Annotated in this window: 25 protein-coding genes; 12 read left to right on the top strand and 13 right to left on the bottom strand. The window is 65.4% G+C overall.

Annotated elements, in window-relative coordinates:
* Positions 1-17 precede the first annotated feature (17 nt).
* The 6 genes from JQ566_RS12730 to JQ566_RS12705 all read right to left on the bottom strand — a co-directional run bounded on the left by JQ566_RS12730 (position 18) and on the right by JQ566_RS12705 (position 5,418).
* Complete coding sequence (locus tag JQ566_RS12730; protein WP_212372560.1) at positions 18-845, bottom strand: TonB family protein; 828 nt, start codon at positions 843-845, stop codon at positions 18-20.
* Entirely contained in the window at positions 845-1,285 is a 441-nt protein-coding gene (gene exbD / locus JQ566_RS12725) for a TonB system transport protein ExbD (protein WP_212372559.1), read from the bottom strand. The genes JQ566_RS12730 and exbD overlap by 1 nt, the downstream gene beginning before the upstream one ends.
* A 3-nt stretch (positions 1,286-1,288) precedes the next feature.
* A complete protein-coding gene (exbB, locus tag JQ566_RS12720; protein ID WP_212372558.1) occupies positions 1,289-2,065 on the bottom strand; it encodes a tonB-system energizer ExbB in 777 nt (258 codons plus the stop codon).
* 27 nt (positions 2,066-2,092) lie between these two features.
* Positions 2,093-2,608 carry a heme utilization cystosolic carrier protein HutX gene (hutX, locus tag JQ566_RS12715; RefSeq protein WP_212372557.1) on the bottom strand — a complete coding sequence of 172 codons (516 nt, stop codon included), beginning with the start codon at positions 2,606-2,608 and terminating at the stop codon, positions 2,093-2,095.
* A 27-nt stretch (positions 2,609-2,635) separates the two neighbouring features.
* Positions 2,636-2,968 (bottom strand): heme-degrading protein HmuQ, encoded by a 333-nt coding sequence (hmuQ, locus tag JQ566_RS12710; RefSeq protein WP_212372556.1) that lies wholly within the window; start codon positions 2,966-2,968, stop codon positions 2,636-2,638.
* A 98-nt stretch (positions 2,969-3,066) separates the two neighbouring features.
* On the bottom strand, positions 3,067-5,418 hold the full coding sequence (locus JQ566_RS12705; protein WP_212372555.1) for a TonB-dependent hemoglobin/transferrin/lactoferrin family receptor: 2,352 nt from the start codon (positions 5,416-5,418) through the stop codon (positions 3,067-3,069).
* Positions 5,419-5,681: 263 nt separating this feature from the next.
* Between JQ566_RS12705 and JQ566_RS34560 the strand changes: the two genes are divergently transcribed.
* The 4 genes from JQ566_RS34560 to JQ566_RS12685 are packed head-to-tail and all read left to right on the top strand — an operon-like array spanning position 5,682 to position 8,736.
* Complete coding sequence (locus JQ566_RS34560; RefSeq protein WP_249139399.1) at positions 5,682-5,888, top strand: hemin uptake protein HemP; 207 nt, start codon at positions 5,682-5,684, stop codon at positions 5,886-5,888.
* Positions 5,889-5,894: 6 nt separating this feature from the next.
* Positions 5,895-6,845 (top strand): heme/hemin ABC transporter substrate-binding protein, encoded by a 951-nt coding sequence (locus JQ566_RS12695; protein ID WP_212372554.1) that lies wholly within the window; start codon positions 5,895-5,897, stop codon positions 6,843-6,845.
* Positions 6,842-7,933 carry a FecCD family ABC transporter permease gene (locus tag JQ566_RS12690; protein WP_212372553.1) on the top strand — a complete coding sequence of 364 codons (1,092 nt, stop codon included), beginning with the start codon at positions 6,842-6,844 and terminating at the stop codon, positions 7,931-7,933. The genes JQ566_RS12695 and JQ566_RS12690 overlap by 4 nt, the downstream gene beginning before the upstream one ends.
* Positions 7,930-8,736: a heme ABC transporter ATP-binding protein gene (locus JQ566_RS12685; protein WP_212372552.1), complete on the top strand. Its 807-nt coding sequence runs from the start codon at positions 7,930-7,932 to the stop codon at positions 8,734-8,736. Before JQ566_RS12690 ends, JQ566_RS12685 begins: the two co-directional genes overlap by 4 nt.
* Positions 8,737-8,783: 47 nt before the next feature.
* On the opposite strand, the gene JQ566_RS12680 is transcribed toward JQ566_RS12685, so the two are convergent.
* Together JQ566_RS12680 and JQ566_RS12675 are read right to left on the bottom strand one after the other, a co-directional pair.
* Complete coding sequence (locus JQ566_RS12680; protein ID WP_212372551.1) at positions 8,784-10,466, bottom strand: mucoidy inhibitor MuiA family protein; 1,683 nt, start codon at positions 10,464-10,466, stop codon at positions 8,784-8,786.
* Between the two features lie 169 nt (positions 10,467-10,635).
* Positions 10,636-11,256: a response regulator transcription factor gene (locus JQ566_RS12675; RefSeq protein WP_212372550.1), complete on the bottom strand. Its 621-nt coding sequence runs from the start codon at positions 11,254-11,256 to the stop codon at positions 10,636-10,638.
* A 204-nt stretch (positions 11,257-11,460) separates the two neighbouring features.
* Here JQ566_RS12675 and JQ566_RS12670 point away from each other — a divergent pair, with 204 nt between their 5' ends.
* A complete protein-coding gene (locus JQ566_RS12670; RefSeq protein WP_212372549.1) occupies positions 11,461-12,489 on the top strand; it encodes an AraC family transcriptional regulator in 1,029 nt (342 codons plus the stop codon).
* A gap of 2 nt (positions 12,490-12,491) precedes the next feature.
* Here the strand turns inward: JQ566_RS12670 and JQ566_RS12665 are convergent, their stop codons facing one another.
* Positions 12,492-13,703 carry an NnrS family protein gene (locus JQ566_RS12665; RefSeq protein WP_212372548.1) on the bottom strand — a complete coding sequence of 404 codons (1,212 nt, stop codon included), beginning with the start codon at positions 13,701-13,703 and terminating at the stop codon, positions 12,492-12,494.
* Positions 13,704-13,832: 129 nt separating this feature from the next.
* On the opposite strand from JQ566_RS12665, the gene JQ566_RS12660 reads away from it, so the two are divergent.
* Positions 13,833-14,543: a Crp/Fnr family transcriptional regulator gene (locus tag JQ566_RS12660; RefSeq protein WP_212372547.1), complete on the top strand. Its 711-nt coding sequence runs from the start codon at positions 13,833-13,835 to the stop codon at positions 14,541-14,543.
* Positions 14,544-14,656: 113 nt separating this feature from the next.
* Here the strand turns inward: JQ566_RS12660 and JQ566_RS12655 are convergent, their stop codons facing one another.
* Positions 14,657-14,854: a DUF1858 domain-containing protein gene (locus JQ566_RS12655; RefSeq protein WP_212372546.1), complete on the bottom strand. Its 198-nt coding sequence runs from the start codon at positions 14,852-14,854 to the stop codon at positions 14,657-14,659.
* A 110-nt stretch (positions 14,855-14,964) separates the two neighbouring features.
* Positions 14,965-16,317, bottom strand: coding sequence for an oxygen-independent coproporphyrinogen III oxidase (hemN, locus tag JQ566_RS12650; RefSeq protein ID WP_212372545.1), 1,353 nt, complete (start codon positions 16,315-16,317; stop codon positions 14,965-14,967).
* A 166-nt stretch (positions 16,318-16,483) separates the two neighbouring features.
* On the opposite strand from hemN, the gene JQ566_RS12645 reads away from it, so the two are divergent.
* The 6 genes from JQ566_RS12645 (at position 16,484) to JQ566_RS12620 (ending at position 22,127) form a co-directional block, all read left to right on the top strand.
* Complete coding sequence (locus JQ566_RS12645; RefSeq protein ID WP_212372544.1) at positions 16,484-16,684, top strand: hypothetical protein; 201 nt, start codon at positions 16,484-16,486, stop codon at positions 16,682-16,684.
* 115 nt (positions 16,685-16,799) lie between these two features.
* Entirely contained in the window at positions 16,800-17,057 is a 258-nt protein-coding gene (locus JQ566_RS12640) for a hypothetical protein (protein WP_212372543.1), read from the top strand.
* A gap of 125 nt (positions 17,058-17,182) precedes the next feature.
* Positions 17,183-18,280: a copper-containing nitrite reductase gene (gene nirK, locus JQ566_RS12635; protein WP_212372542.1), complete on the top strand. Its 1,098-nt coding sequence runs from the start codon at positions 17,183-17,185 to the stop codon at positions 18,278-18,280.
* Between the two features lie 51 nt (positions 18,281-18,331).
* The gene (locus JQ566_RS12630) at positions 18,332-19,216 is read left to right on the top strand and encodes an SUMF1/EgtB/PvdO family nonheme iron enzyme (RefSeq protein ID WP_212372541.1); all 885 of its coding nucleotides are present in this window, start codon (positions 18,332-18,334) and stop codon (positions 19,214-19,216) included.
* Positions 19,217-19,432: 216 nt separating this feature from the next.
* Positions 19,433-20,425 (top strand): Fe(3+) ABC transporter substrate-binding protein, encoded by a 993-nt coding sequence (locus tag JQ566_RS12625; RefSeq protein WP_434057816.1) that lies wholly within the window; start codon positions 19,433-19,435, stop codon positions 20,423-20,425.
* A gap of 130 nt (positions 20,426-20,555) precedes the next feature.
* Positions 20,556-22,127: an ABC transporter permease gene (locus tag JQ566_RS12620; RefSeq protein WP_349643322.1), complete on the top strand. Its 1,572-nt coding sequence runs from the start codon at positions 20,556-20,558 to the stop codon at positions 22,125-22,127.
* Between the two features lie 132 nt (positions 22,128-22,259).
* On the opposite strand, the gene JQ566_RS12615 is transcribed toward JQ566_RS12620, so the two are convergent.
* Entirely contained in the window at positions 22,260-22,910 is a 651-nt protein-coding gene (locus JQ566_RS12615) for a CoA transferase subunit B (protein ID WP_212372539.1), read from the bottom strand.
* Positions 22,910-23,647 carry a CoA transferase subunit A gene (locus JQ566_RS12610; protein ID WP_212372538.1) on the bottom strand — a complete coding sequence of 246 codons (738 nt, stop codon included), beginning with the start codon at positions 23,645-23,647 and terminating at the stop codon, positions 22,910-22,912. The genes JQ566_RS12615 and JQ566_RS12610 overlap by 1 nt, the downstream gene beginning before the upstream one ends.
* Positions 23,648-23,755 lie beyond the last annotated feature (108 nt).

The following is a 23,755-nucleotide window of genomic DNA, read 5'->3' as shown; positions in this document are numbered from 1 at the left end:
GAGTTCACCGCCAGTCACTAATACCCGAACGCCACGCCGATGCTGATGGGGACCGTTGCATAGGTGATCTCGGGTGGGGCCGGCGGAAATGGCTGAGCCTGGCGCAACATCGCCATCGCCTGGGCGTCGAGGACTGCGACGCCCGAAGAGCCAGCGAGACGGCTGGACAAGACCTGTCCGCCGCGCCCGAGCGTGAAACTCAGCTTGGCCACGCCCTTCTGGCCATTGGCGCTTGCCGGGTATTGGTGGAAACGCATCAGATGCGCGCGGACCCGCTGGTTGTACGACGCGATCGCGGAAGCGACCGAGCCCGCACTCACGGCGGATGCGAGCGGGGCCTGGCGCTCCGCACGCGGCGGCGCGCTGGTGCGCGGCGCGGGTGGCGCATCCGACGGCTTCCGCGCGTCGGGGCGGACCACCGTGGGCTTTGCCGGCGCCAGCTTCTCGACCGGCGCAATCTTCGCCGGCTCCGGCTTCGGCGGAACCGGCTCGAGCTTCCGCTCCGGCGGCGCAACCACGTCCGGCTTCTCCTGCGGCGGCGTCGGCGGAAGCATTTCTTCGACGACCTGCTGCTGCATCGGCTCCGGCGGCGAGGCGTCGGCCTGCTGCATCACCGGCCCCGGCGCAATATCGAGCGGCGTCGACTGCGGCGCCGACGTCTCCGGTGTCATGTCGATCAGGATGGCGGGCATGTTGACGCCCTCGTCCGGCGCGTGTCTCAGCCAGCTCATTGCAAGCAGCGCGGCGGCGACATGCAACGCCACGATCACCGCGCCAGAGGCGCCCCAGCGCGCGCCCTCGCGCTCGCCGAGCGGCTCGTGCAGGGCGAAAGCGTTCGCGGCCATCAGCTGCGTCCGTCGAGGCCGACGAGGGCGACCTTGAGATAGCCGGCATTGCGCAAGGTGTTCATCACCTCCATCAGGTCGCCATAGGAGACGGCCTTGTCGGCGCGCAGATAGATGCGCTCGTCCTTGCGGCCTTTGGTGGCGGCATCGAGCGAGGTGCTGAGCGCGTCGCGACCTACCATGTCCTCCCCCACCGCGATCGACAGGTCCGGCTTGACGGTGACGAACACCGGCTTGTCGGGCCGCGGCGCCGGTTCGGCCGCGGTCGCCGGCAGATCGACGCCGATGTCGACGGTGGCAAGCGGAGCGGCGACCATGAAGATGATCAGAAGCACCAGCATGACGTCGATGAACGGGGTGACGTTGATCTCGTGGGTGACCTCGAGTTCGCCGGGGTCGCCGCGCGAGCCGAGCTTCGATGTCCCGAGCTTGGCGGCCATGACCTACTCCGCCGCCCGCGCCAGGCGGAAGTCGCGGTGGTCGCGCTGGCGGCTCACCAGCAGCATGAGCTGCGCCGAGGCGTCACCGAGCAGCGCGCGGTAATTGGCAATGCCGCGGACGAGATGATTGTAGATCACGACCGCCGGAATCGCGGCGACGAGACCGAGCGCCGTCGCGAGCAGCGCTTCCGCAATGCCGGGCGCGACCACCGCAAGGCTGGTGGTGTGGCTCTCGGAGATGCCGATGAAGGAATTCATGATGCCCCAGACGGTGCCGAACAGGCCGACGAAGGGCGCGATGGCGCCGATGGTCGCAAGCGCGCCGGTACCGCGCGCGATCTGCCGCGACATCGCCGCCTCGACCCGCTCCAGCCGCAACGCCACCCGCTCCTGCAGGCCGTCGTCGAGAATGCCGCCGGAGAGCTCGGCCTCCCTGGCGCAGGACTGGATGAGCTGGGCGACCGCGTCGCGCGCGTCACCGGCCCGTGCGGATGCCTCGGCCAGCGTCATGTTGCCCTCGAGGGCGTGCGTCCGCTGCAAGGCGAGCGAGCCCTTGCGGCGCAGCTCGACGGTCTTGGCGAGCCACACCGTCCATGTCACCAGCGAGGCGATGGCGAGCCCGACCATCACCGTCTTCACGACGATGCCGGCACCGACGAACATGCCCCAGGGCGACAGATTGCGCGGCAACAGGGCTTCGTCGATCGCGAAGGCCGGTGTCGGCGTGAAGGCCAGCGCGATCGTTGCGATCACGTGCCGAAGCCTGAAAATGCCCTGCATCCTGATCTCCCGACAGATGGAAGGAAGCTACGCAGCAGGCTGCGCCGCGACCCGGTCCGCAAGCTGCCGGAACCGCGCCAGCTGATCCGCCCGCAGCGCCCGGGTCTCGTCGCGACCGACGAAGACCTTGAACATGATGCCGCCGTCGGCGTTCACGAACGCGACGAAGGCCGACGTCTTGCCCATGAAGGGCCGCTCGACAAAGGCAACGCCTGCACAGCGCTCGTGGCGGAGATGACCATGCAGGCCCTTCGGCTGCATCAGGTTGAAATAGCCCCGGCCGATCTCGCCCGCGGGAATTGGGCCCGTGAACTCGAAGATCGCATCATCTGTGTGCACGATCAGCGTGACCTCGCCCCATTCCGCAATGTCCTGCATGGCGGCGGCAAAGTGCTCGCCGCCCCCGATACGCATCATGGACGGCGGCAGCGCCTCGATCACCGCACGCGGGGAGACCTTGCGCTCGCGCGCAACGTCCTCGATCACCGCGCCGGGATTGTCGGCCATGTACGCCTTGAGATCGGCGAGATCGGTGCTCAGCATGTCGGGCTCCTCTCGTGCGTCATTGACTCAGGCAGCCGCGGCCTTGCGCTCGCTCTGGATCACCTCGAAGCCCTCGAACTTGGGATGGCCGAGATACAGGCTCTCGCCAGTCCTGTTGTCGGCGCGTGCATGAGCGCGACGGAATTCCTCCGAGCGCGTCCAGGCCTCGAACGCCGCCTTGTCGACCCAGCTGGTGTGCGACGAATACAGCGTGTGGTCCTCGGCCTCCGGGCCCTTCAACAGATGAAACTCGATGAAGCCCGGCATGCCGCCGAGATAGGATTCGCGGGTCGCCCAGACGGTCTCGAACGCGGTCTCCGCGCCCTTCTTCACTTGAAAACGATTCATGGCGATGAACATGAAAGTCTCTCCTTGCTATCAAGACGAAAACGCGCCGAAGCCGCGCTGGAGCATCAGCGCGGCCCGGCGGAGGTTGTGGTGTTGCGGCGCCTTCAGGCTTACGCACCTCCAAAGTGGATCTTCATGCCGGCCTTGTAGACCCTGCCCGGTCCGGGGCTCGACCACAGCACGTCGTTCTGCGAGGTGCCGTCAGTCGAGCTGCCGGGAACGGCGTAAGGCCGGTAGTACTGGTTCAAGAGATTGTCGATCGAGGCCGTGAACACGATGTCCCTTGTCGCGTTGTAGGTCATGTACAGGTTGACCAGTTCGTAGCCGGTCGCGGGCAGATAGCCGGCGGGCACGTCGTTGTTCGCGCCGAACGAGGCCCACTGCGCCGACAGGATCAGCGTCCGATCGAGCAGGCGGACGCCGCCGGTCGTGACGACCTTGCGCGGGGTGATGGTCGCGAGCCCGATATTGGTGGCGACGTTCTTGCCCTGGATATAGTGACCGGCGACACCGATGAACCAGCTGCCGGCATCGTACATCGTCTCCGCCTCGAAGCCCTGGATGCGGGCCTGCGCGATGTTCTGGTACTGATAGTACTGAGCGAATGTGCCAACGCCCGGGAAGGTCACGAAGCCGAACGGCACGAGATCGATGTAATCGCTGACGTCGTTGCGGAACAGGTTGATCTTGCCGCGGAACGAGTCGTTGGCGCTGAAGATGTTGTCATACTTCAGATTGAAGCCGACTTCCTTGTTCTTGCCGACCTCGGGACGAAGGTTCGGGTTGGGCAGGAAGCAGAACAGGCCGACGGTACCGTTTGGACAAGGGAACAAGGCCGGTCCGCCACCGGTCGCATGCGCGCCCGAGATCACCGTCTCGGTGATGGACGGCGCGCGATAGCCTTCGGCATAGCTGACATAAGGCTGGAAGCCCGGGACCGGCGTGACGCCGATTGTGATCTTCGGCGAGAATCGGTCGCCGCCGGCGCTGGTCCTGCCGGAATCGAGGTCGTAGCGGTCATAGCGGATCGCGCTCACCGCCTCGAACCAGGTGCTGTAATTCTGCTTCAACTGAACGAAACCGCCCGAGACGGTGCGGATGCCGCTCGGCGTCGTGATGTTGGAGTTGCCGCGGCTGTCGGTCGTGATCACGTCGTCCTGGAAGGCGTCGACGCCCCAGGTGACGGCATTGCGCCAGTCGCCCACGTTGAAGCGCGTGGTGTTGTTGACGTCGATGCCGTAGGTATTGAGGACATAGCTGCGCTTGTCGCCGACGCAGCCCGAAATGTTGTTGCCGAAATTGCCGGCGCCGCAATAGGCCGCGCCGCCGGTCGAGTAGTGATAGGTCTTGGTCTGGTCGTTGTCGACGCGATTGCCGTAGATCGACATGTGCCAGTCGAACAGATTGTCGCTCGGCAGCGAATAGTTCCAGGTGATGGTGCCGGTGTAGTTCTTCGCATCGGAGGCATAGACCGACGAGCCCTGATAGAGCGCGCGCTGGGCCGCCGTTACGACCGGACCGCGATTGAACTGGCCGATGTCGTATTGGTAGTCCTGGAACACGGCGCCGAACTTGACCTCGTGACCGAGGGCCGGCCGCACCGTGAGCTTCATCAGCCCGGCCTCGACCTGGTTGCCGGTGTTGCCGATCTCGGTGCCGTTGCCGTCCTTGTAGTTGCCTTGCGTGCGGTAAACGGCGCCGCCGAAAATATCGACATCGGGCGTGGCGCGCACGCCGCCGAACACCGAGCCGAGGCCGCGATTGTTGTTGGAGCCGTAGGAGCCGGAGAGATCGACACCCCAGCGCTCGCCGGGACGCAGCACGTCGTCGATGTCCTTGGTGCGGAACGAGACCACGCCGCCGATCGCACCGGAGCCGTAGATGTTGGCGGTCGGTCCGCGCACGACGTCGACGCCGCCGATCAATTCGGGATCGAGGAAGAAGGAGCCGTTGGCGTTGTGGCCGGTGCGTTGGTAATTCTGCCGCGCGCCGTCGACCACGACCGCGACGCGGCCGAAATCCTGCAGGCCGCGGATGTTGATGACCGTTGCGGGATCGTCACCGCGCTCCTGGAACGACACGCCGGGCACCGCATAGAAGATGCCGGACAACCGGTTCGGCTGAATCCCCTGGATCTGGTCGAGCGTAATCGAGCTGACAGGCGCGAGCGCGTCGATGGCGCGCTCCTTGGTCTTGGTTGCGGCGACGGTAATGGTGTCGAGCACCTGAACGGGCGCCGTGCCGCCGGCCTGGGCGCGGGCGTTCATGACCTCAGGCGTTGCCTGCTGAGCGACTTGCGGCTTGGACGGCTTGCGCTTGGCCTGTTTCGGTCTTTCCGAGGACGCGTTTTCAGCCTGCGGCGAAGCGGTCTGCGCGAGACTGCCCTCCGTCATCATTGCCGCAATTGAAACCACCGACGCGCCCAAAATCAGGGCGCGCGAATACCTAGCCCCGTCAGCCATATCAGCCCCAGCCTGCACTTTACTTTAGCTTTTTCAGTCTGTTGGCTGGCGTACGCTCGCAACGCGAGCGACTGGCTGGCTGATTGTCTCAAAAGGCGGGCATGTTCCCCGCTGCAAGAAATGGTTACGTGGCAACACTCTGACGGTCAATGACATCGGGTTGCACTTTATATCGATTGTAAATTGCGACCGTTGGAATGCGCTTCGCGCCGCCTATACAAACAAGCGGTACTCCAAGTTTTCGAAGGCGCATCGCACCGACAATGTCAGCAACATCAGGAGACAGCAGCGGCAGCGCGGCAGGACGGGCACAAAGCCCTTCCGCAACAACGCGAACTCTCACCATGCGCGGGACCCGGATCGACAGCCGCGAGCTGTTTGCGGCCGAGCGCGAGATCATCATTGCGCATGGCGAGGACAGCTATCGTCTCCGCTTGACCTCGCAGAACAAGCTGATCCTGACGAAGTAACCTTCAATGACATTTTGCCGCACCCTCGCCAATCTCCTGCTCTCCGGCGGAATCGCGCTCACATCTGCCGCGCACGCGGCCGGCATCACCGTGCATGATGCGCGCAATCGCGAAGTTACTGTTGCCGATTTTGCGCGCACGGTCTCGATCGGCGGCGCCATCACCGAGATCCTCTATGCGCTCGGGCTGGAAAGCCGGCTGGTCGGCGTCGACACCACGAGCCTCTATCCGGCAGCGGCGCTGCACGACAAACCCAATGTCGGCTACATGCGCCAGATCTCGGCCGAGGGCGTGCTGGGCCTCAACCCCACCCTGATCCTGGCGATCCAGGGCTCGGGCCCGCGCGAGACCATGGATATCCTGGAGACGGCGAAGGTGCCGCTGGTGCTGGTGCCCGAGACCTTCTCCGAAGAAGGCCTGATCGAGAAGATAAGACTGGTCGGCCACGCCATGGGCGTCGACGCGCGCGCCGAATGTCTGAGCGCCGCTGTCGGCGCCGATCTTGCGCAGCTGCGCGCACTGCGCGCCAAGGTGACGAAGCCGGTGCGCGTGATGTTCGTGATGTCGCTCCAGAACGGGCGGGCGATGGTGGCCGGCCACAAGACCGCGGCCGACGAGATCATCCAGCTCGCCGGCGCGGCCAACGCGGTCGACGATTACGACGGCTACAAGATCATCGGCGACGAGGCGATCGTGGCCGCAAAGCCGGACGTCGTGCTGTCGATCGAGCGCGGCAAGGATTCGCTGCAAGCCGATGCCGTCTACGCGCATCCCGGCTTTGCGCTGACGCCGGTCGCGGCCAACAAGAGCTTCATCACCATGGACGGGCTCTATCTGCTCGGCTTCGGGCCGCGTACGGCGGCAGCGGCGCGCGACCTCTCGGTCAAGCTCTATCCGGCCTTGGCCGATGGCGGTGCATTCACGTCGGCTCTGTCGGCGGCGAATTGCCGGCAATGAGCGTGGCGGTCGGGACCGAGGCACGAAGCCTGCGACGACATGCGGGACGGCGGTCCGCATCGTTCGCGATCCCTCTTCTGCTTGCGGTGCTGTTCACCACCACCATCGTCGCCCTGACGGTCGGTGCAGCCGGCATTCCCCTGTCCCGGTTGCCTGCGGCACTCGGCTTTGCAGGCAACACGACCGCCGATGCCATGACCGCCCGCGACCAGCTCGTGCTGTGGTCGATCCGCATCCCCCGCATCGCCGCGGCCGCGATGGTCGGCGGCCTGCTTGCCGCGGCCGGCGCGATCATGCAGGGGCTGTTTCGCAACCCCCTCGCAGATCCCGCGCTGGTCGGCGTCTCCAGCGGCGGCGCGCTCGCAGCCGCAAGTGCGATCGTCTTCACGGATTCCCGCTTCGGCGAGGCATTGCGCTTTCTCCAGACCGAGCTGTTGCCGCTCGCGGCCTTCGCGGGATCGCTGGCGACGACGGCTGCCCTCTACGGCATCTCCAGCCGCTCGGGACGGACCTCGATCGCGATCTTCCTGCTCGCCGGCGTCGCCATCACCGCGATCGCCAACGCCGGCATCGGGCTGCTCGTGTTCATCGCCGACGACCGCCAGCTCCGCGACATCACGTTCTGGATGCTCGGCTCGATGAGCGGCGCGACCTGGACCAAGGCCGCCGTGCTCGCGCCGATCCTCGTCGCGGGACTCGCGTCCTGCGCCTTCATCGCCCGCGGCCTCGATCTGCTGGTGCTCGGCGAGGCCGATGCCTTTCACGGCGGCGTCGATGTCGAGCGTCTGAAGCGGATCTCGATCGTCATGGTGTCCGCCATGACCGGTGTCGCGGTGTCGATCAGCGGCGTCATCGGCTTCGTCGGCATCGTGGTGCCGCATCTGCTCCGTCTCGTGATCGGGCCGGCGCATCGCCTGCTGCTGCCGGCCTCGGTGCTATCAGGCGCGATCCTCATGGTCGGCGCCGACACGCTGGCGCGCACCATCGTCGCGCCGGCGGAGATGCCGATCGGCATCCTGACGGCGGCCGTCGGCGCCCCCGTCTTTCTCTTCATCCTGCTGCGGCAGCGTGGGCTGACGGCGCTATGACCGCGGTGATCGAGGCACGACGCTTGAGCAAGCGCGCCGGCCGCGCGACGCTGCTCGATGACGTCGGCCTGACGGTCGCGGCCGGCGAGATGGTCGCCATCATCGGCCCGAACGGCGCCGGCAAGTCTACGCTGCTGCGGCTGCTCTCCGGCGATCTTCGCCCGAGCGCAGGCGAGGTGCGGCTCAAGCAGCGCGACATCGGCAGCTTCACGCCGCGCGAGCTCGCCGCACGCCGCGCGATGCTGTCCCAGCACGTCAACGTCACCTTCCCGTTCACGGTCGAGGAGATCGTGCTGATGGGCGCGGGCGAGCGCAGCCTTCGCGATGCCGGCCCGCTCGTCGACGCCGCGCTGGACGAGGTGGGCCTGGCGCATTTCCGCGAACGGCAATTGCCGACGTTGTCGGGCGGCGAGCAGCAGCGCGCCCATTTCGCCCGCGTGCTGGTGCAGCTCGCCTGCGGCGAGGCGGAGCACGGACCGGGCCTCCTGCTGCTGGACGAGCCGACCTCGAGCCTCGATCTGCGTCACCAGATCGACCTCGTCGAAGCGGCGCGCCGCCGCGCGGCTGCCGGCACCGCCGTCATCGCCATCCTGCACGATCTCAATCTCGCGATCCGCTTCGCCGACCGGCTGGTCGTGCTGGCCGGCGGCAAGCTCGCTGCAGATGGCCCGCGCGCGGGTGTCGTCACGCGCGAGACGATCCGGGATATTTTCGAGATCGACGCGGCGGTCCATCGGGACGACGGCGGCGTACCGTACGTGCTGCCGCAGTCGATGCGGGCGAGCTCGACGTCGCCACGATGAAAGTACGCCACCTCGCCCCGCTTGCGGGGCGAGGTGAAGGGCGCCGTCTACCCCGCCGGGACGATCACCATGCTCTTGTCCTTCGGCCAGCGGACGCGCCAGGCGAAGTTGATGTCCTTGACCTCGCCGGGCTTGGCGTCGAACGACCATTCCAGCACGCCGCGCTTGTCGCGGATGTTGGTTGCGGTCGGCTGCGTGCTCGACGGCAGCATCTCGACGACGATGTCCTCGTTCTCGCTGACCGGCAGCTGATCTTCGATCGCCACGCGAATCGGGAAATCATGGCCGTTGCGGATCGTGGTCTTGAACGAACGCTCGTCGGTCTTCGACGTCGTCACGAGCAGGCCTGCAGAGCCTTCGTTGCGCTTGAGCACGGCGCGCTCGATTCTCACCTTGTCGTCGGCGCCGAAGCCGAGCCGCACGATGTCGTCCTTGGCGGACGCTGTGATCTTGCCGCGACCGACAAAGGTGCCGTCGCGGTAGATCGCGACCTTGCCCGGCAGCAGGGTCGTGTCGTCCGTCTGCTTGAAGCTGGCTTCGAGGAACGCGGTGGGATTCATCACCGGCGCGGCGCGCACCGCGAGATCGGCGGGTACATTCACCGAAGCGATACGGAGGCTCTTGGCGCCCTCGGCAGCGCCGAGGCTGACGCGGCCGGGAATCTTGAAGGTGGCCTGGAAGTCGCCGATCTCGGCGACGGCCTGTTGCTCGTCGGCCCGCTCGCGCGGCTCGGCTTCGAGGGCCTTGGACAATGGCATGAGTTGCGCGGAACGCTCCCGCATGGCGGGCGCGGGCCGCGCCAGATCCGACGCGGTCCCGAGCGCCAGCGGCTTCGGCACTTGCGGATATTGCGCAACCAGCGAGTTCAGCTCCGGGGCACTGCCGCCGCGGCTGATGCGGACCGTGGAGACGCCGAGCGTCACGTTCGACCAGTCCTCACCGGTCGACTGCGTGACCTCGGCGCGGCGAACGAGTTCGAGCTGCGGCTTGCGCTCCTTGGCGCCGGTATCGAGCCGGGCGTCGTAGAGCGGCACCCAGCGCGCGTTGCGCACGGCATAGGTCACGCGCAGCGTCGCCTTGGTCGCCGCGGCTGAGGCGATGTCGATCCGCACTTCCAGCTTGCTCGGCGGCTTGGCCGAGCGCTCGGCTTCCAATTCCGCGATCTGGCGGTCGATCTCGCGCTGTTTTCGCCCGGCGTCGCGAATGGCGGTGTCAGCGGTCGCGATCTCCTCGGCAACCGCGGCAAAGGCCGCGCGCCATTCGGTAATCGGGCGCGCCTCGCCTTTCTCGCCGAGGCCGGCCGGCGACGCTTCGGCAAAATGCTGCGCAAACTTGCGCCGGGCGTTGGCCGAGTCGATCGCACCCTGCAGATCGGCCCGTTGATCCCTCAATGCTTCGATGCGCTTGTCCAGCTCGGAGAGGTTCGCGGGCGGTGCGGCCTTCGGCGGCCGCGCATCGATCGTGCCGATGGTGAGCCTGGCGCCCGCCTCGCCTTCAACGCGGAGGGAAGACGGATCGAGCGAGAGCGGAAAATCCTTGGCGACCAGCGTCGAGTCACCGGAGGCGAGATCCAACGAGATGACGCGGGTGACGGTGGCGCCGTCGGGATAGACGGTGACCGTGTCGATCGTCGACGTGGCGTCCACGTTGGCCGCCCATGACGGCGACGCGAGCGCCGTGGTCACCAGGACCAGGCTCGTGGTTGCCAAATATTTCGCGGTGATGCGCATAAAGTCCCTCCTGCCGGTATCGCCGCGCCGCCAGCCGGACGCGCGCGATGAAATGCCTCGCCATCGTGGTTGGACGCGGCAGGGAAGGAACTGGTTCGATTGAGGTTTCTGTGCGGCGCCGCCACGGCGGCAGCATGGCCGCGGAACGCTTTGTCGTCCCCGGCAGCCCTTAAAACTGGGTCGGCGAGGCCTGGCCGAAGATGCGGCGCAGCAGATCGGTCACATTGCGGGCGCCGGCCTTCTTCAGGACGCTGGCGCGGTAACCCTCGACCGTCCGCGCGCTCAGATGCATGCGCCGGGCGATCTCCTTGTTGGTGAGACCGGCGGCGAGATGCTCGAGCACGTCGGCTTCGCGCTCGGTCAGGGGCTCGCAACCGGGCAACCAGCATTGCCGGATCGCGGCGGGCTGGGAGAACTCATCGATGGCGGCATCGATCCGGCCGACGATGTCGTGGGTGCGGAACGGCTTTTCGATGAAGTCGGCCGCGCCGCTCTTGATGGCGTCGACCGCCATGGCAATGCTGCCGTTCGCCGAGGTCACCAGCACCGGCGCCATGCAGTTCTCGCCGCGCAGCCGCTTGAGCACCTCGAGGCCCGAGTGATCGGACGGCAGCTCCAGCAGCACGCAGGCCGGCATCCGCGCCCTTGCTGCGGACAAGAGAGACGCACCGTCAGCGAAGCAGATCACCTCATAGGCGTTCTGTTGGAGCGCGGTCGAAAGCTGCTCGCGGGAGGCAGCGTCGGTGTCGATGACGAATATCTCACCCTTGGAAAGCATGTTTCCCGGCATGATCCCGATCCAGCAATGTCTTGGTCAAATGGTCCGAGACGGTAGCGGGCTCCATCGCCCTGCCGCGCCGTCGTAAACACGGCATTCACGCCCGTGCTTCGGTTTCCCCTATGTATGTTCCGTCCGGTTCCTGGGTTTGACTGATCGGGACAGAAAATTTACATTTCGAGACATCTGCAGGGATGGCTGGCAGGAACGGTTCGCATGACCGACCTCATTCGCAGCTCAAGCCTGAGTTATTATCCGGACGTCGCCCGGTCAGTCGGGCTCGACCCCAGGCAGATGATGCGCAAGGCAAGGCTGCCGCCAACCTGCCTCGACAAGCCCGACACGCCCATTGCCGTCGCCGGCCTGCGCCGTCTGCTCGAATCGTCGGCGGAGGCGTCCGGCGCCGAAGATTTCGGCTTGCGTCTCGCCGAGCGCGGCGGCCTGACCAATTTCGGCGCGGTCGGCCTGATCGTGCGCGAACAAGCGACCGTCGGTGAGGCCATCGATGCGTTCTCGCGCTTCATCCATATCCATCATGACGGCATGCGGCTGGACGTTGCGCGCAGCAGGCAGACCGTGACCATCACGATGCATCTGCGTGGCCGGCACCCGAGCGCGTCGCGGCAGTCGATCGACATGGCGCTCGGCAGCGTCCACCGCATCATCCGGTCGCTGTTCGGTCACGACTGGCGGCCGCAAGAGGTGCACCTGCATTATCCACCGCCGCACGACCGCAAGCGCTACCGCGAATTCTTCGGCTGCCGCGTGATCTTCAACGCGAAGGATAACGCGATCCTGTTGTCGCCGCACGATATGGAACGCCGGATCCCGAGCGCGCATCCACTGATCGCGAGCTATCTGCGCAGGCGGATCGAGGCGATCGAAACACGGCCCGCAAGCTGGGAGCAGAAGGTCGACGAGGTCGTACGCTTCCTGCTCGCCGGCGGCGACTGCACGATCGAGCGCGTCGCCGAGCATCTTGCCTGCACCCGCCGTACCATCCACCGCCGCCTCGCTGCATCGGGCACCAGCTTCTCGGCCATCCTGGACGCGCAACGCACCGATCTGGTGATCCGGCTGATCAAAGATCCCGGCCGGCCGCTGGCCGACATCGCGGTACAGCTTGGCTTCTCCGCGCGGAGCGCCATGGCGCGCTGGTTCCGCGGCCGGTTCGGCTGCACCATCACCGAGTGGCGCAAGGGCGTGCGCCCTCTGACAGCGCCGCCCTCGGCGACTGCCGCTTGAGTTCAGCGTGCCGGAGCGGGCACGCCCATCGTGGCGAGGGCACGCCACCGGCTGCCGGCGAGCAGCGGACCGAACGCGATGGCAAATCCGAGGAAGGCGACGATCCAGCCGCAGGCGGCGATGTGCAACAACACATCGTTATGCGCGGGCAATAGGACGGCAGCGACCCGGGCCAGGGCCGCGATGACGACTGCGGCATAGATTCCCTGGATCGCCGGCGACGCCGTCAACGCCTGTCCGGTATGGCCGAGGCTCGCGCGGGTCATCACCGCGAGAGTCATGGTTCCCGCCGCACCCGCCATCCAGGCGTGGATGCCGGCGCTTGGCGGCAGCACGCCGAAGGCGACCAGAGCGTTCAGAATGAAACCCAACGGCACGAAGACATAACCGACATGCAGGATCAGCAGCAGCCGCTCGCGCGTGGTGCGATCGCCGGCCCAGCGTCCAAGCCGAACCAGATGCAGCACGCCAACCACCGCCATCACGATGCCGGTGATCATGTTCAGCGGCGCCACGATCCATGAGACGAGCGCGAGCGCGCTGCATCCGATCACTGCGCCGTCGAAGCGTCCGAATGGCACGGGCAGACGGCCGGGATTGAACTTGACCAGCCAGTTGCGGGTGAAGCTCGGAATGATGCGGCCTCCGATCAAGGCGATCAGCAGGATGACCACGCCGATGCCGACGCGGATGCTGACGTCGGCCGCGCCCTCGTAATGCGTTTCGACATGAAAGGCGACATTGCCGGCGAGCAGAGCGAGCACCAGCCCCACCACGGGCAGGTTGCGCCAGTTGCCGCCTGCGATGATCTCGCGCGTCGCGGCGGCAACGACCAATGCCAGGAAGGCGGCATCGACGACCAGCGCAAACGCCCAGCCGATATTGGCCGACACCGTCACCACGATACGCCCGGCAAGCCAGACCGCCAGCAGCGCTCCCAGCGGCGTGCCCCGGATCGGCAGCCGCCCCGTCCAGTTCGGGATTGCGGTGAACAGGAACCCGGTAATCACCGCCGGCAGGAATCCATAGAGCATCTCGTGGATGTGCCAGTCGCGCGGCGCGAATGCGGAACTCACGGACAATTCGCCGTAGAACATCGGCAGCCAGGCCAGGATCGACAGCGCCGCCTGGATCGCGGCGAGCAGGAAAAAGGGACGAAAGCTGTTCGCAAACAGCGGCCAGCCCGCAAAGTTGCGGGATCGGGCGCCAGCCATGGGATCAACTCCAATGAATTCAGACCGTTATTTGGAAAAATACTGCCACCCGCCCGGCCCGTTTTGCGCTATCGCAAACTACCTGACGATTGCAGGTGCCATCACACTCCCGAGCGTCAAGGAGGCAGAATGGCCAAGGTCGACACATCGCTGGTTGCGCATTTGCCGCTGTTTGCGGGGGTGACGCCGGAAGCTCTGGACGAGATCCTGCGTGAGGCCCGCTCGGCGCGCTATCCCAAGAACAGCGCCATCTTCGAGCAGGGGGCGGACGCGCAGTCCTTTTTCCTGCTGCTGCACGGCCATGTCCGCGCGGCCAAGACCACGCCGACCGGCGAGCAGATTGTGGTGCGCTATGTCGCGCCCGGCGAGACATTCGGGCTCGCGATGGCGATCGGAGCCGCGCGGTATCCGGCGACGGCGATGGCGGTCGATGACAGCGTCGTGCTGATCTGGCCGACCTCGGCCTGGCCGCGGTTGGTCGAGCGGTTTCCGGCGCTTGCCGCCAACACTCTCCAGACCGTCGGCACGCGGCTACAGGAGAGTCACACCCGCATCCTGGAAATGTCGACCCAGCAGGTCGAGCAACGCGTCGCGCACGCACTGCTGCGCCTCGCCAAGCAATCCGGCAAGAAGCTCGACCACGGCATCGAGATCGACTTCCCGATCAGCCGCCAGGACATCGCGCAGATGACCGGCACCACGCTGCACACGGTCAGCCGCATCCTGAGCGGCTGGGAGAGCCAAGGCCTCGTCGAGAGCGGCCGCCAGCGCATCATCCTGCGCGAGCCGCACAAGATCGTCGTGCTGGCGGAGCGGAGCGCCGACGGCGGCGCGACGTGAGAGCCGCATCGGGATATCTCCGCTCAAGGTAGGGGTGAGGGGCGCTTCCGCTTACGGCGAAAGCGCTCCCTCATCCGGGAATTCGCACGCACCCGCGCGAATTCCGGACCGCGTCACGCCGGCACGCAATCGCTCAGTGCAGCGAGAAATTTCTCGCAGTCGATGCCGTGCTCGCGGCAGGCGTCATCCACGGTGTGGAAGATCGCGATCGGACAGCCGACACAAGCCATCCTGAAGGCGAGAAACACGCGGATCGTGTGCGGCGCCGTGCGCATGATGTCATCGACCAGATCGTCGGATCGGAAGGGCATGGACAACTCCGTTCCGAATTGACGATAGCGGCGAGGTCGGAAGTCTCTTTGTTGAAGCGCAAGCTGGCTTGTCATTCCGGGGCGCGCCCGGAATGACGGGAGAAAAGACCTCACACAGCCCGACTATGCAGCTGCTTGTCCGGATCCAGATGCGCGTCGAACGCGGCTGCGACGCTGCGCACCAGGAAGCGCGAGTCCTTGGCGACCGCGAGCCGATCGCCGTCCAACCTCACGACGCCGTCGGAGATCAGCGGCTTCAGACGCGCCGCCGATCTCAACATCGCGCCGGCCTCTGCGCCATGGCGCGCGCAGATGTCGCCGAGATCGGCACCGAACTCGCACATGATGCGTTCGATGATGTCGGCGCGCAGCCGGTCGTCGTCAGTGAGCCCATAGCCCTTCGCGGTGGCGAGGCGGCCGGCGGCGATGCTCTGCGCATAGGCGCCGATCTGCACCTCGTTCTGGACGTAGCCCTGCGGCAGATGTCCGATCGCGCTCGCGCCGAAGCCGAGCAGGACGTCACACTTGTCGGTGGTGTAGCCCTGAAAATTGCGCCGCAGCGTTCCCTGCTCGAACGCCACGGCCATGGCATCGTCGGGTCGCGCGAAATGATCGAGCCCGATCTGCACGTAACCTGCCTCCTTCAGGGCATTCGCGATCGCGCAGGCCTGGTCGTGGCGCGCAAGGCCGTCGGGCAGCATGGCCTCGTTGATCATGCGCTGGTGCTTCTTGAATTCAGGCACATGAGCATAGCCGAACACCGAGAAGCGATTGGGCGCGAGCGCGAGGCTGCGCCGCACGGTGTCCAGGCACGACGCGACGGTCTGGTGCGGCAACCCGTAGATCAGGTCGAAATTGATGCCCTCGATCCCGGCGCGGCGGAGCATGTCGACCACCCAAGCCGTCTGCTCGAAACTCTGCACGCGGTTGATCGCCCGCTGCACCACGGGATCGAAGCTCTGCACGCCGAGGCTCGCGCGGTTGACGCCCGAGAGCCGCATGGCCTCGACCATGTCCCCGGTCAATGTGCGGGGATCGATCTCGACGGCGATTTCGGCCGAAGGCAGCACGAAGAAGTCCTGGCGCATCGTCGCCATCAGTTCGGCGAAAGCCTCGGGCGCCATGATCGTGGGCGTACCGCCGCCGAAATGGATGTGCTCGATCTTGATACGGCGGCCGATGGTTTCGGCGACGAGTGCGATCTCGCTGCGCAGCGTCCGCTGGTAGCCGGCGATGAGCTCGTCGCGGCGGACGATCTGGGTATGACAGCCGCAGTACCAGCACATCTCGCGGCAGAACGGCACGTGCAGATACAGCGACGCGCTCGCGCCCGGCGGCAGTTCCGCCAGCCACCGGGCATATGTGTCCGGTCCGACCGCGGGCGTAAAGTGCGGTGCGGTCGGATAGCTGGTGTAGCGTGGCAGACGTTCCTCGCCGTAGATCGCCGCAAGGTCAGCTCTCATATCTTACCCATTCGTAAATTTCCGCCGCGCGCAGACATCGCGGCAAATCAGGGAATGAGTTCAATTAACCCGGATGCGCGGAAGCGACTTTGCGCTCGCGCAAAGCGCGGCGGTGGGTTCCCGACCATGATGAGAATAATTCGCGCGGCCATCCGGAGCGTTCGCCATGAGGCTTCTCGCACTCGAACTCATTCTCTCCCTGCTCGACGTCCGCGGCCATATCCCGCGTTTCGACGACTTCCGGCCGGCCCCGGCCACGCCAGCCGCCGCCGGCGTGGTGCGCGCCCTGGCCGCAGCAATCGCCGTCTTCGTCGTGCTGTCGCTGGCGATCTGGGGAACGGTCTGGCTTGCCGTGCATCTGCTCTAACTAAGACGGAATGGCTTTAGGTCGAATTGATTGCACGGCTTGATCCCTCTCCCGCAAGCGCGGGGCTATCGCATTTGAGAGCTCCCTGCGACTATCCTTCGGGACGTCCGCTGGAGTGCGCGGCTGCAATTTCCAACGGGCACTGACGCTGACCAGCCTCGTCCTGAGGAGGCGCGTAAGCGCCATCTCGAAGGACGAGGCGTGCGCGCAGGCGTCATATGCGATAGCCGGCGCGGTCGAGATCGCCATCCAACTTGAAGATGCAAACGAGTTGCGGCTGAGTGCCGATGCGGTTGCGCCGTCGTCCGCGCTCGACATCCGCATCACGCCTTCGGACGCGGTCTGGGTGACATCACCGATCCTGCCCCGCTGAGGCACCTAAGTACTGTTGCGGAGGAGGTGAATCCAGCGAAAGCTTGTCGCAGCGCAAACACGCTTGCCGCGATCGGCGCACACTGCATCCGTCATCAAAACCTTTTCACATGAAGGATGCTTCCGATGTTCACCCGCAGAGCCGCATTGATCAGCGCCGCCGCGACCGCCCTGATGCTGGCGACGCCGGCTTTCGCCGCCAGCGATCTCAAGCTGCCGCGTCAGAAGGTAGAGCTGGTCGCTCCGCCCTTCGTGCATGCGCACGAGCAGGCCACGACGCAGGGCCCCAAGATCGTCGAGTTCAAGATGACGGTCGAGGAGAAGAAGGTCGTCATCGACGACAAGGGCACCACCTTCCAGGCGATGACGTTCAACGGCTCGATGCCGGGACCGCTCATGGTCGTGCACGAGGGTGACTATGTCGAGCTGACGCTGGTCAATCCCGCGACCAACACCATGCCGCACAACATCGACTTCCATTCCGCGACCGGCGCGCTCGGCGGCGGCGAGCTCACGCTCATCAATCCCGGCGAGCAGGTCGTGCTGCGCTGGAAGGCGACCAAGACCGGCGTGTTCGTCTATCACTGCGCACCGGGCGGCCCGATGATCCCCTGGCACGTCGTCTCCGGCATGAACGGCGCCGTGATGGTGCTGCCGCGCGAGGGGCTGAACGACGGCAAGGGCCACGCGCTGAAATACGACAAGGTCTACTACATCGGCGAGCAGGACATGTACGTGCCGCGCGACGAGAAGGGTAACTTCAAGTCCTACAACTCGCCCGGCGAGGCCTACACCGAGACGGAAGAGGTGATGAAGAAGCTGATCCCGACCCATGTCGTGTTCAACGGCAAGGTCGGAGCGCTCACGGGCAAGAATGCGCTGACGGCCAATGTCGGCGAGAACGTCCTGATCGTGCACTCGCAGGCCAATCGCGACAGCCGTCCGCACCTGATCGGCGGCCATGGCGACTACGTCTGGGAGACCGGCAAGTTCGGCAATGCGCCTGAGGTCGGGCTCGAGACCTGGTTCATCCGCGGCGGCTCGGCGGGAGCTGCGCTCTACAAATTCCTGCAGCCCGGCATCTACGCCTATGTCACGCATAATCTGATCGAGGCCGCCGATCTCGGCGCCACTGCGCACTTCAAGGTCGAAGGCAAGTGGAACGACGATCTGATGACCCAGGTGAAGGCGCCTACGGATATTCCTGGACCCAAGACCAACTGACAAGAAAGGGGCCGGCGAACAACCGGCCCCTCTTCCTTTCGGGGTGACGTCATGCTGCTCGCATTCAAGCTCAAGCTGGCACTCGCCTGTGCGGCTGGCCTTGCCGGGCCGATCGCCGTCGTGCCCCTGGTTTCCGATATCGCCGCACGGCGCCCCCCGACATGGAACGAACCGGCGATCGTGCAGATCGCTTCCGGCACCCTGTCCTATCGCGCCGCCGGCGATTTCACGCATGCCGGCAAGCAGGCCGAGGCGCCGATCGTTACCGTGCGTGTTGCAAAGCCGGTTTCGATCATGAAGCACCAGGTCTCCAGCGCCGATTATCAGGTCTGCGTGCAGGACGGTGCCTGCCGTCCGCTCGAACGGAGTGTCGCAATTGCGCCGGACCTGCCCGTCGTCCAGGTGAGCTGGCATGATGCGGACGCCTATGCGAGCTGGCTGTCGCGCAAGACCGGCAGGACCTATCGCCTGCCGAGCGACGAGGAATGGGCCTTCGCTGCCGGCAGCAAATTCACGGACGACGGCGTGCCTGTGGATGTGAATGATCCCTCAAGACGCTCGCTCGGCCGCTATGAGCGCGAATCCGATCGCAACATCTCGGACCCCACCGTCTATCCGTTCGGCAAGTTCGGCAGCAACGAACATGGCGTCTCCGATCTCGCCGGCAATGTCTGGGAATGGACCTCGACCTGCTTTGTGCGCGGCCAGCTCGATGAGACCGGTCATATCACGCGCCAGCACGCAAATTGTGGCGTCCGCGTCGCCGAAGGCGCCCATCGCGCCTATGTCACCGACTTCATCCGCGATGCCCGCGCCGGCGGCTGCGCGCAGGGCCTGCCGCCCGCCAATCTCGGCTTCCGCTTGGTGCGCGAGGAGACGCCGTGGCTGGTGAGCCTGTCGCACCGCCTGAGCAAGGCGTGGCCGGCGAGGTCATAGCGGCCTGCATCATTTTTCCCTTCATCGTCTGCGGCTGCGCAGACGACAATTTGGAATGAGTCTAAAGAATACACTGGAATCGCTCTAAATCGCACCCCTTCGCGACATCGCGTCGCTGACTTTGCTACATCGCCTGCGCTACTCAATCCGGCGTTCAATCGCCCGTTGGGAGCAGCCTTTATGATCGATCTTCGTGTCCTCGCCGCATCCGCGGCGATGCTGTGCCTGACCTCCTCCTTCGTCTCGAAGGCAGCCGCCGACAATGGCGAGGTCAACGTCTATACCTATCGCGAGACCAAGCTGATCCAGCCGCTGTTCGACGCCTTCAGCAAGGATACGGGCATCAAGGTCAATGTCGTCTCCGCAAGCTCCGGTCTGGAGCAGCGCATGAAGGCGGAAGGCGCCAACAGTCCGGCCGACGTGCTGCTGACGGTGGACATCGGCCGCATCGACGAGGCCGTGCAGGCTGGCGTCACCCAGCCGATCAAGTCGGAGGTGGTCGACAAGGTCGTGCCGGCGCAGTATCGCGATCCGGACGGACACTGGGCCGGCATCTCCATGCGCGCGCGCGTGATCTATGCCTCGAAGGATCGCGTCAAGCAGGACAAGATCACCTATGAGGAGCTCGCCGATCCCAAGTGGAAGGGCAAGATCTGCATTCGCTCGGGTCAGCACATCTACAACAACGCCCTGTTCGCGGCCTACACGGCCAAGTACGGCGAGGCCAAGGCCGAGGAATGGCTGCGCGGCGTGAAGGCCAATCTCGCTCAGAAGCCGTCAGGCGGCGATCGCGAAGCCGCCCGTGACGTTGCCGCCGGCAAGTGCGACATCGGCATCGGCAACACCTATTACTGGGCGCTGATGATGAACAACGATCCCGAGAAGAAACCGTGGGCGGAGGCGACCCGCGTCATCCTGCCGACCTTCGAGGGCGGCGGCACCCACGTCAACCTCTCCGGCGTGCTGCTCGCCAAGCACGCGCCCAACAAGGCCAACGGCATCAAGTTGATCGAGTGGCTCGTTAGCGAGCAGGCGCAGCAGATGTATGCCGACCAGAACTACGAATATCCGGTTCGGGGCGGTGTCGCCATCAACTCTACCATCGCGGGCTACGGCAAGCTCGGCCCAGATCCGTTGCCGATCGCAAAGATCGCCGCCAACCGCAAGGCTGCGGCCTCGCTGGTGGACAAGGTCGGCTTTGACAACTGATCTCTGGCGGCCCTCGTCTCTCAAACTGGCAGAAGCTTCGGGCGCACGGCCTCGTTCGAGAGGCCGCGCCCACGCCGGGCGCGCCGCGACCGCAATCGCGATCGCAACCGCGATCCTGGTCGCGGCGCCCGTGATCTCGATCGTTTCGCTGGCTTTGCGGCCGGCGCCCGATGTGTGGCACGACCTGATCAACTACGTGCTGCCGGCCGCCCTCCTGGACACCGCCCTTCTGCTCGTCGGGGTCGGCGCGCTCACACTTCTGATCGGCGCCGGCACTGCATGGGTGATATCGCGCCACGATTTTCCTGGCCGGGGCATGCTCCTGTGGCTGATGCCGCTGCCGCTGGCGATTCCGACCTATCTTGCGGCTTACGTCTATGCCGACCTGTTCGAACCGCTCGGCCTGGTGCATCGCACCCTGGCGATCTGGCTGCCGCTGCGCGATGCCCTCGGCCATCTGCCCAACCTGCGCTCGCTGCCGGGCGCCATCTTCGTGATCGGGCTCGTGCTCTATCCTTACGTCTATCTGTCGGCGCGCGCGACGTTCCAGGTTCAGTCTGCCGAATTCGCCGAGGCGGCTACGACGCTGGGGGCCGGCCGATGGACCGTTTTCTGGCGCGTTTCACTGCCGATGGCGCGGCCGGCGCTTGCTGTCGGCGTGGCGCTGGTCGCGCTGGAAACGCTCAACGACATCGGCGCCAGCGAATATCTCGGCATCCGCACGCTGACGGTCTCGATCTTCACCACCTGGCTCAACCGCGGCAGCCTTGCCGGTGCGGCGCAACTCGCATGCCTGATGCTTGCGATCGTCGCCGGCCTTATCGCGATGGAGCGTTACGGCCGTCGCAACGCCAACGCCGAATTCTCGGCCGAAAGCCCGCATGTGAGGCAGCGAACCCCACTTTCGGGCGCAAGAGCGTGGATCGCGTTCGCGGTCTGCGTGCTGCCGGTGCTGATCGGCTTCGTCGTGCCGCTGTTCTATCTGGCGCATCAGGCTCTCGGTCGCGGACTGCTTGCAAATTTCGACCCGCTCCTGTGGCGCCACACCTTCCATTCGTTTGCCTATGCAGCGCTCGCGACGCTCATGGCGCTGATGCTTGCGCTCGCCACGACGATCGCGCACCGCTTTCGGCCGGATCCTCTGCGATATGTGGCGATGAGCATCGCGCAGACCGGCTACGCGCTGCCGGGTCTCGTGATTGCCCTCGGCCTGCTGACCCCCGTACTGGCGGTCGACAACGCGCTGAGCGCGGTCGCTACCTGGACGGGACATTCGCTGCCTGGGCTGATCCTGGTCGGCTCCGGGACGGCCGTCGTCATCGCCTACACGATTCGTTTTCTGGCCGTGCCGGTCGGCATGATCAAGGCCGGGTTCGACAGCATTCCGCGCGACTATGACGAGAGCGCGCGCACGGTCGGCGCTGGCCAGGCGATCATACTAAGGCAGATCTATCTGCCGTTGCTCCGGCCCGCGATGCTTGGCGCCGTCATCATCATGTTCGTCGACTGCCTGAAGGAGCTCCCGGCAACGCTGCTCTTGCGGCCCCTCAACGTCGAAACGCTGTCGACGTCGATCTACCAGTTCGCAAGCCGCGGCAATTTCGAGGACGGCGCGCTTGCGGCCCTCCTGATCATCGCCGCCAGCATCGGCCCGGTTGTCTGGTTGACCCGGTTCTCCGAGGTGCCGAGCGGCCCCGCTTGAAGGCAGGGGCCAATCGTTCGCGCATCCGTGGTGCTTCGACCAATTGAGTCGTCATCGGCCAACCTGATCGCTGAACCAAAATCGCAAGGACGCGCAGACCGTATCGTCATGCGCGCCCCCAGGGTTTCTCGCCTACGTGTTCGTCAGCGCGACGCGGAATTCGGCTTCGGTCTTGGACTTGACCTCGTCGAGCGAGACGCCGTCGGCGAGCTCGATCAGGGCCATGCCGCCGTCGCCGTGCTTGTCGATGGTGAAGACGGCGAGATCGGTGACGACCATGTCGACCACGCGCTCGCCGGTCAGCGGCAGGTTGCACTTTTTCAGCAGCTTCGGGCCGTCCTTGGCCGAATGCTCCATCACCACGACGACGCGCTTGACGCCGGCGACGAGATCCATCGCGCCGCCCATGCCCTTGACCATCTTGCCGGGGATCATCCAGTTGGCGAGATCGCCATTCTGGGCCACCTGCATGGCGCCGAGGATCGAAAGATCCATGTGGCCGCCGCGGATCATGCCGAAGGAATCCGCGCTGGAGAAATAGGACGTCGAGGGCAGCTCGCTCACGGTCTGCTTGCCGGCGTTGATGAGATCGGCGTCTTCCTCGCCCTCATAGGGAAACGGGCCCATGCCGAGCATGCCGTTCTCGCTCTGCAGGCTGACGTCCATGCCGTCCGGGATGTAATTCGAGACCAGCGTCGGGATGCCGATGCCGAGATTGACGTAATAGCCGTCACGCAACTCCTTCGCAGCGCGCGCGGCCATCTGTTCACGGGTCCAGGCCATCAGATTTCAACTCCAGTGCCGGCCGCCGGCGCCGTCGTCGGACGCGGGCGGGTGTTGCGGAATTCGATGCGCTTCTTGGCCGTGCCGACCTCGACGATGCGCTTCACGAAGATGCCGGGCGTGTGGATGTGGTCGGGATTGAGTTCACCGGCGGGAACCAGATGCTCGACCTCGGCCACCGTGATCTTCGCGGCGGTCGCCATCATCGGATTAAAATTGCGCGCGGTCTTGCGGTAGATCAGGTTGCCGGCGGTGTCGCCCTTCCAGGCGTGCACGATGGCGAGGTCGGCAAACAGGCCGCGCTCCATCAGGTATTTCTCGCCGTCGAACTCCTTCACTTCCTTGCCTTCGGCGATCAGCGTGCCGACGCCGGTCTTGGTGTAGAAGGCCGGGATACCGGCGCCACCGGCGCGGATGCGCTCGGCCAGCGTGCCCTGCGGGTTGAATTCGAGTTCCAGCTCGCCGGCGAGAAATTGCTGGGCGAACAGCTTGTTCTCGCCGACATAGGACGAGATCATCTTCTTGATCTGGCGGGTTTCGAGAAGGCGGCTGAGGCCGATACCGTCGACACCGGCATTGTTGGAGACCACCGTCAGGCCCTTGACGCCGGACTCCCGGATCGCGTCCGACAGCTCCTCGGCAATGCCGCAGAGGCCGAAGCCGCCCGACATGATCATCATGTTGTCTTTTAGAATGCCTGACAGCGCCGACTTGGCGTCGGGATAGACCTTGTTCATGCAAAAAACCTCGACTGAACCTTCGGCTTGCAGGCGTCGCGCCCTATTGGCGGCGATTATTAGGCGAAATCGTCCGAAGCCGTCAATGATAGGGGGTTCTCCACTCCT

It is taken from the genome of Bradyrhizobium sp. SZCCT0231, assembly GCF_018130245.1.
In the GTDB taxonomy this organism is placed as follows: Bacteria; Pseudomonadota; Alphaproteobacteria; order Rhizobiales; family Xanthobacteraceae; genus Bradyrhizobium; species Bradyrhizobium japonicum_F.
The sequence above is the reverse complement of the archived record's forward strand: the minus strand, read 5'-3'. Positions and strand labels throughout refer to the sequence as shown.

Coding starts and splice junctions, on each gene's coding strand:
- JQ566_RS12730 (WP_212372560.1), bottom strand. CDS start 845: ATGGCCGCGAACGCTTTCGCCCTGCACGAGCCGCTCGGCGAGCGCGAG.
- exbD (WP_212372559.1), bottom strand. CDS start 1,285: ATGGCCGCCAAGCTCGGGACATCGAAGCTCGGCTCGCGCGGCGACCCC.
- exbB (WP_212372558.1), bottom strand. CDS start 2,065: ATGCAGGGCATTTTCAGGCTTCGGCACGTGATCGCAACGATCGCGCTG.
- hutX (WP_212372557.1), bottom strand. CDS start 2,608: ATGCTGAGCACCGATCTCGCCGATCTCAAGGCGTACATGGCCGACAAT.
- hmuQ (WP_212372556.1), bottom strand. CDS start 2,968: ATGTTCATCGCCATGAATCGTTTTCAAGTGAAGAAGGGCGCGGAGACC.
- JQ566_RS12705 (WP_212372555.1), bottom strand. CDS start 5,418: ATGGCTGACGGGGCTAGGTATTCGCGCGCCCTGATTTTGGGCGCGTCG.
- JQ566_RS34560 (WP_249139399.1), top strand. CDS start 5,682: ATGTCAGCAACATCAGGAGACAGCAGCGGCAGCGCGGCAGGACGGGCA.
- JQ566_RS12695 (WP_212372554.1), top strand. CDS start 5,895: ATGACATTTTGCCGCACCCTCGCCAATCTCCTGCTCTCCGGCGGAATC.
- JQ566_RS12690 (WP_212372553.1), top strand. CDS start 6,842: ATGAGCGTGGCGGTCGGGACCGAGGCACGAAGCCTGCGACGACATGCG.
- JQ566_RS12685 (WP_212372552.1), top strand. CDS start 7,930: ATGACCGCGGTGATCGAGGCACGACGCTTGAGCAAGCGCGCCGGCCGC.
- JQ566_RS12680 (WP_212372551.1), bottom strand. CDS start 10,466: ATGCGCATCACCGCGAAATATTTGGCAACCACGAGCCTGGTCCTGGTG.
- JQ566_RS12675 (WP_212372550.1), bottom strand. CDS start 11,256: ATGCCGGGAAACATGCTTTCCAAGGGTGAGATATTCGTCATCGACACC.
- JQ566_RS12670 (WP_212372549.1), top strand. CDS start 11,461: ATGACCGACCTCATTCGCAGCTCAAGCCTGAGTTATTATCCGGACGTC.
- JQ566_RS12665 (WP_212372548.1), bottom strand. CDS start 13,703: ATGGCTGGCGCCCGATCCCGCAACTTTGCGGGCTGGCCGCTGTTTGCG.
- JQ566_RS12660 (WP_212372547.1), top strand. CDS start 13,833: ATGGCCAAGGTCGACACATCGCTGGTTGCGCATTTGCCGCTGTTTGCG.
- JQ566_RS12655 (WP_212372546.1), bottom strand. CDS start 14,854: ATGCCCTTCCGATCCGACGATCTGGTCGATGACATCATGCGCACGGCG.
- hemN (WP_212372545.1), bottom strand. CDS start 16,317: ATGAGAGCTGACCTTGCGGCGATCTACGGCGAGGAACGTCTGCCACGC.
- JQ566_RS12645 (WP_212372544.1), top strand. CDS start 16,484: ATGAGGCTTCTCGCACTCGAACTCATTCTCTCCCTGCTCGACGTCCGC.
- nirK (WP_212372542.1), top strand. CDS start 17,183: ATGTTCACCCGCAGAGCCGCATTGATCAGCGCCGCCGCGACCGCCCTG.
- JQ566_RS12630 (WP_212372541.1), top strand. CDS start 18,332: ATGCTGCTCGCATTCAAGCTCAAGCTGGCACTCGCCTGTGCGGCTGGC.
- JQ566_RS12625 (WP_434057816.1), top strand. CDS start 19,433: ATGCTGTGCCTGACCTCCTCCTTCGTCTCGAAGGCAGCCGCCGACAAT.
- JQ566_RS12615 (WP_212372539.1), bottom strand. CDS start 22,910: ATGGCCTGGACCCGTGAACAGATGGCCGCGCGCGCTGCGAAGGAGTTG.
- JQ566_RS12610 (WP_212372538.1), bottom strand. CDS start 23,647: ATGAACAAGGTCTATCCCGACGCCAAGTCGGCGCTGTCAGGCATTCTA.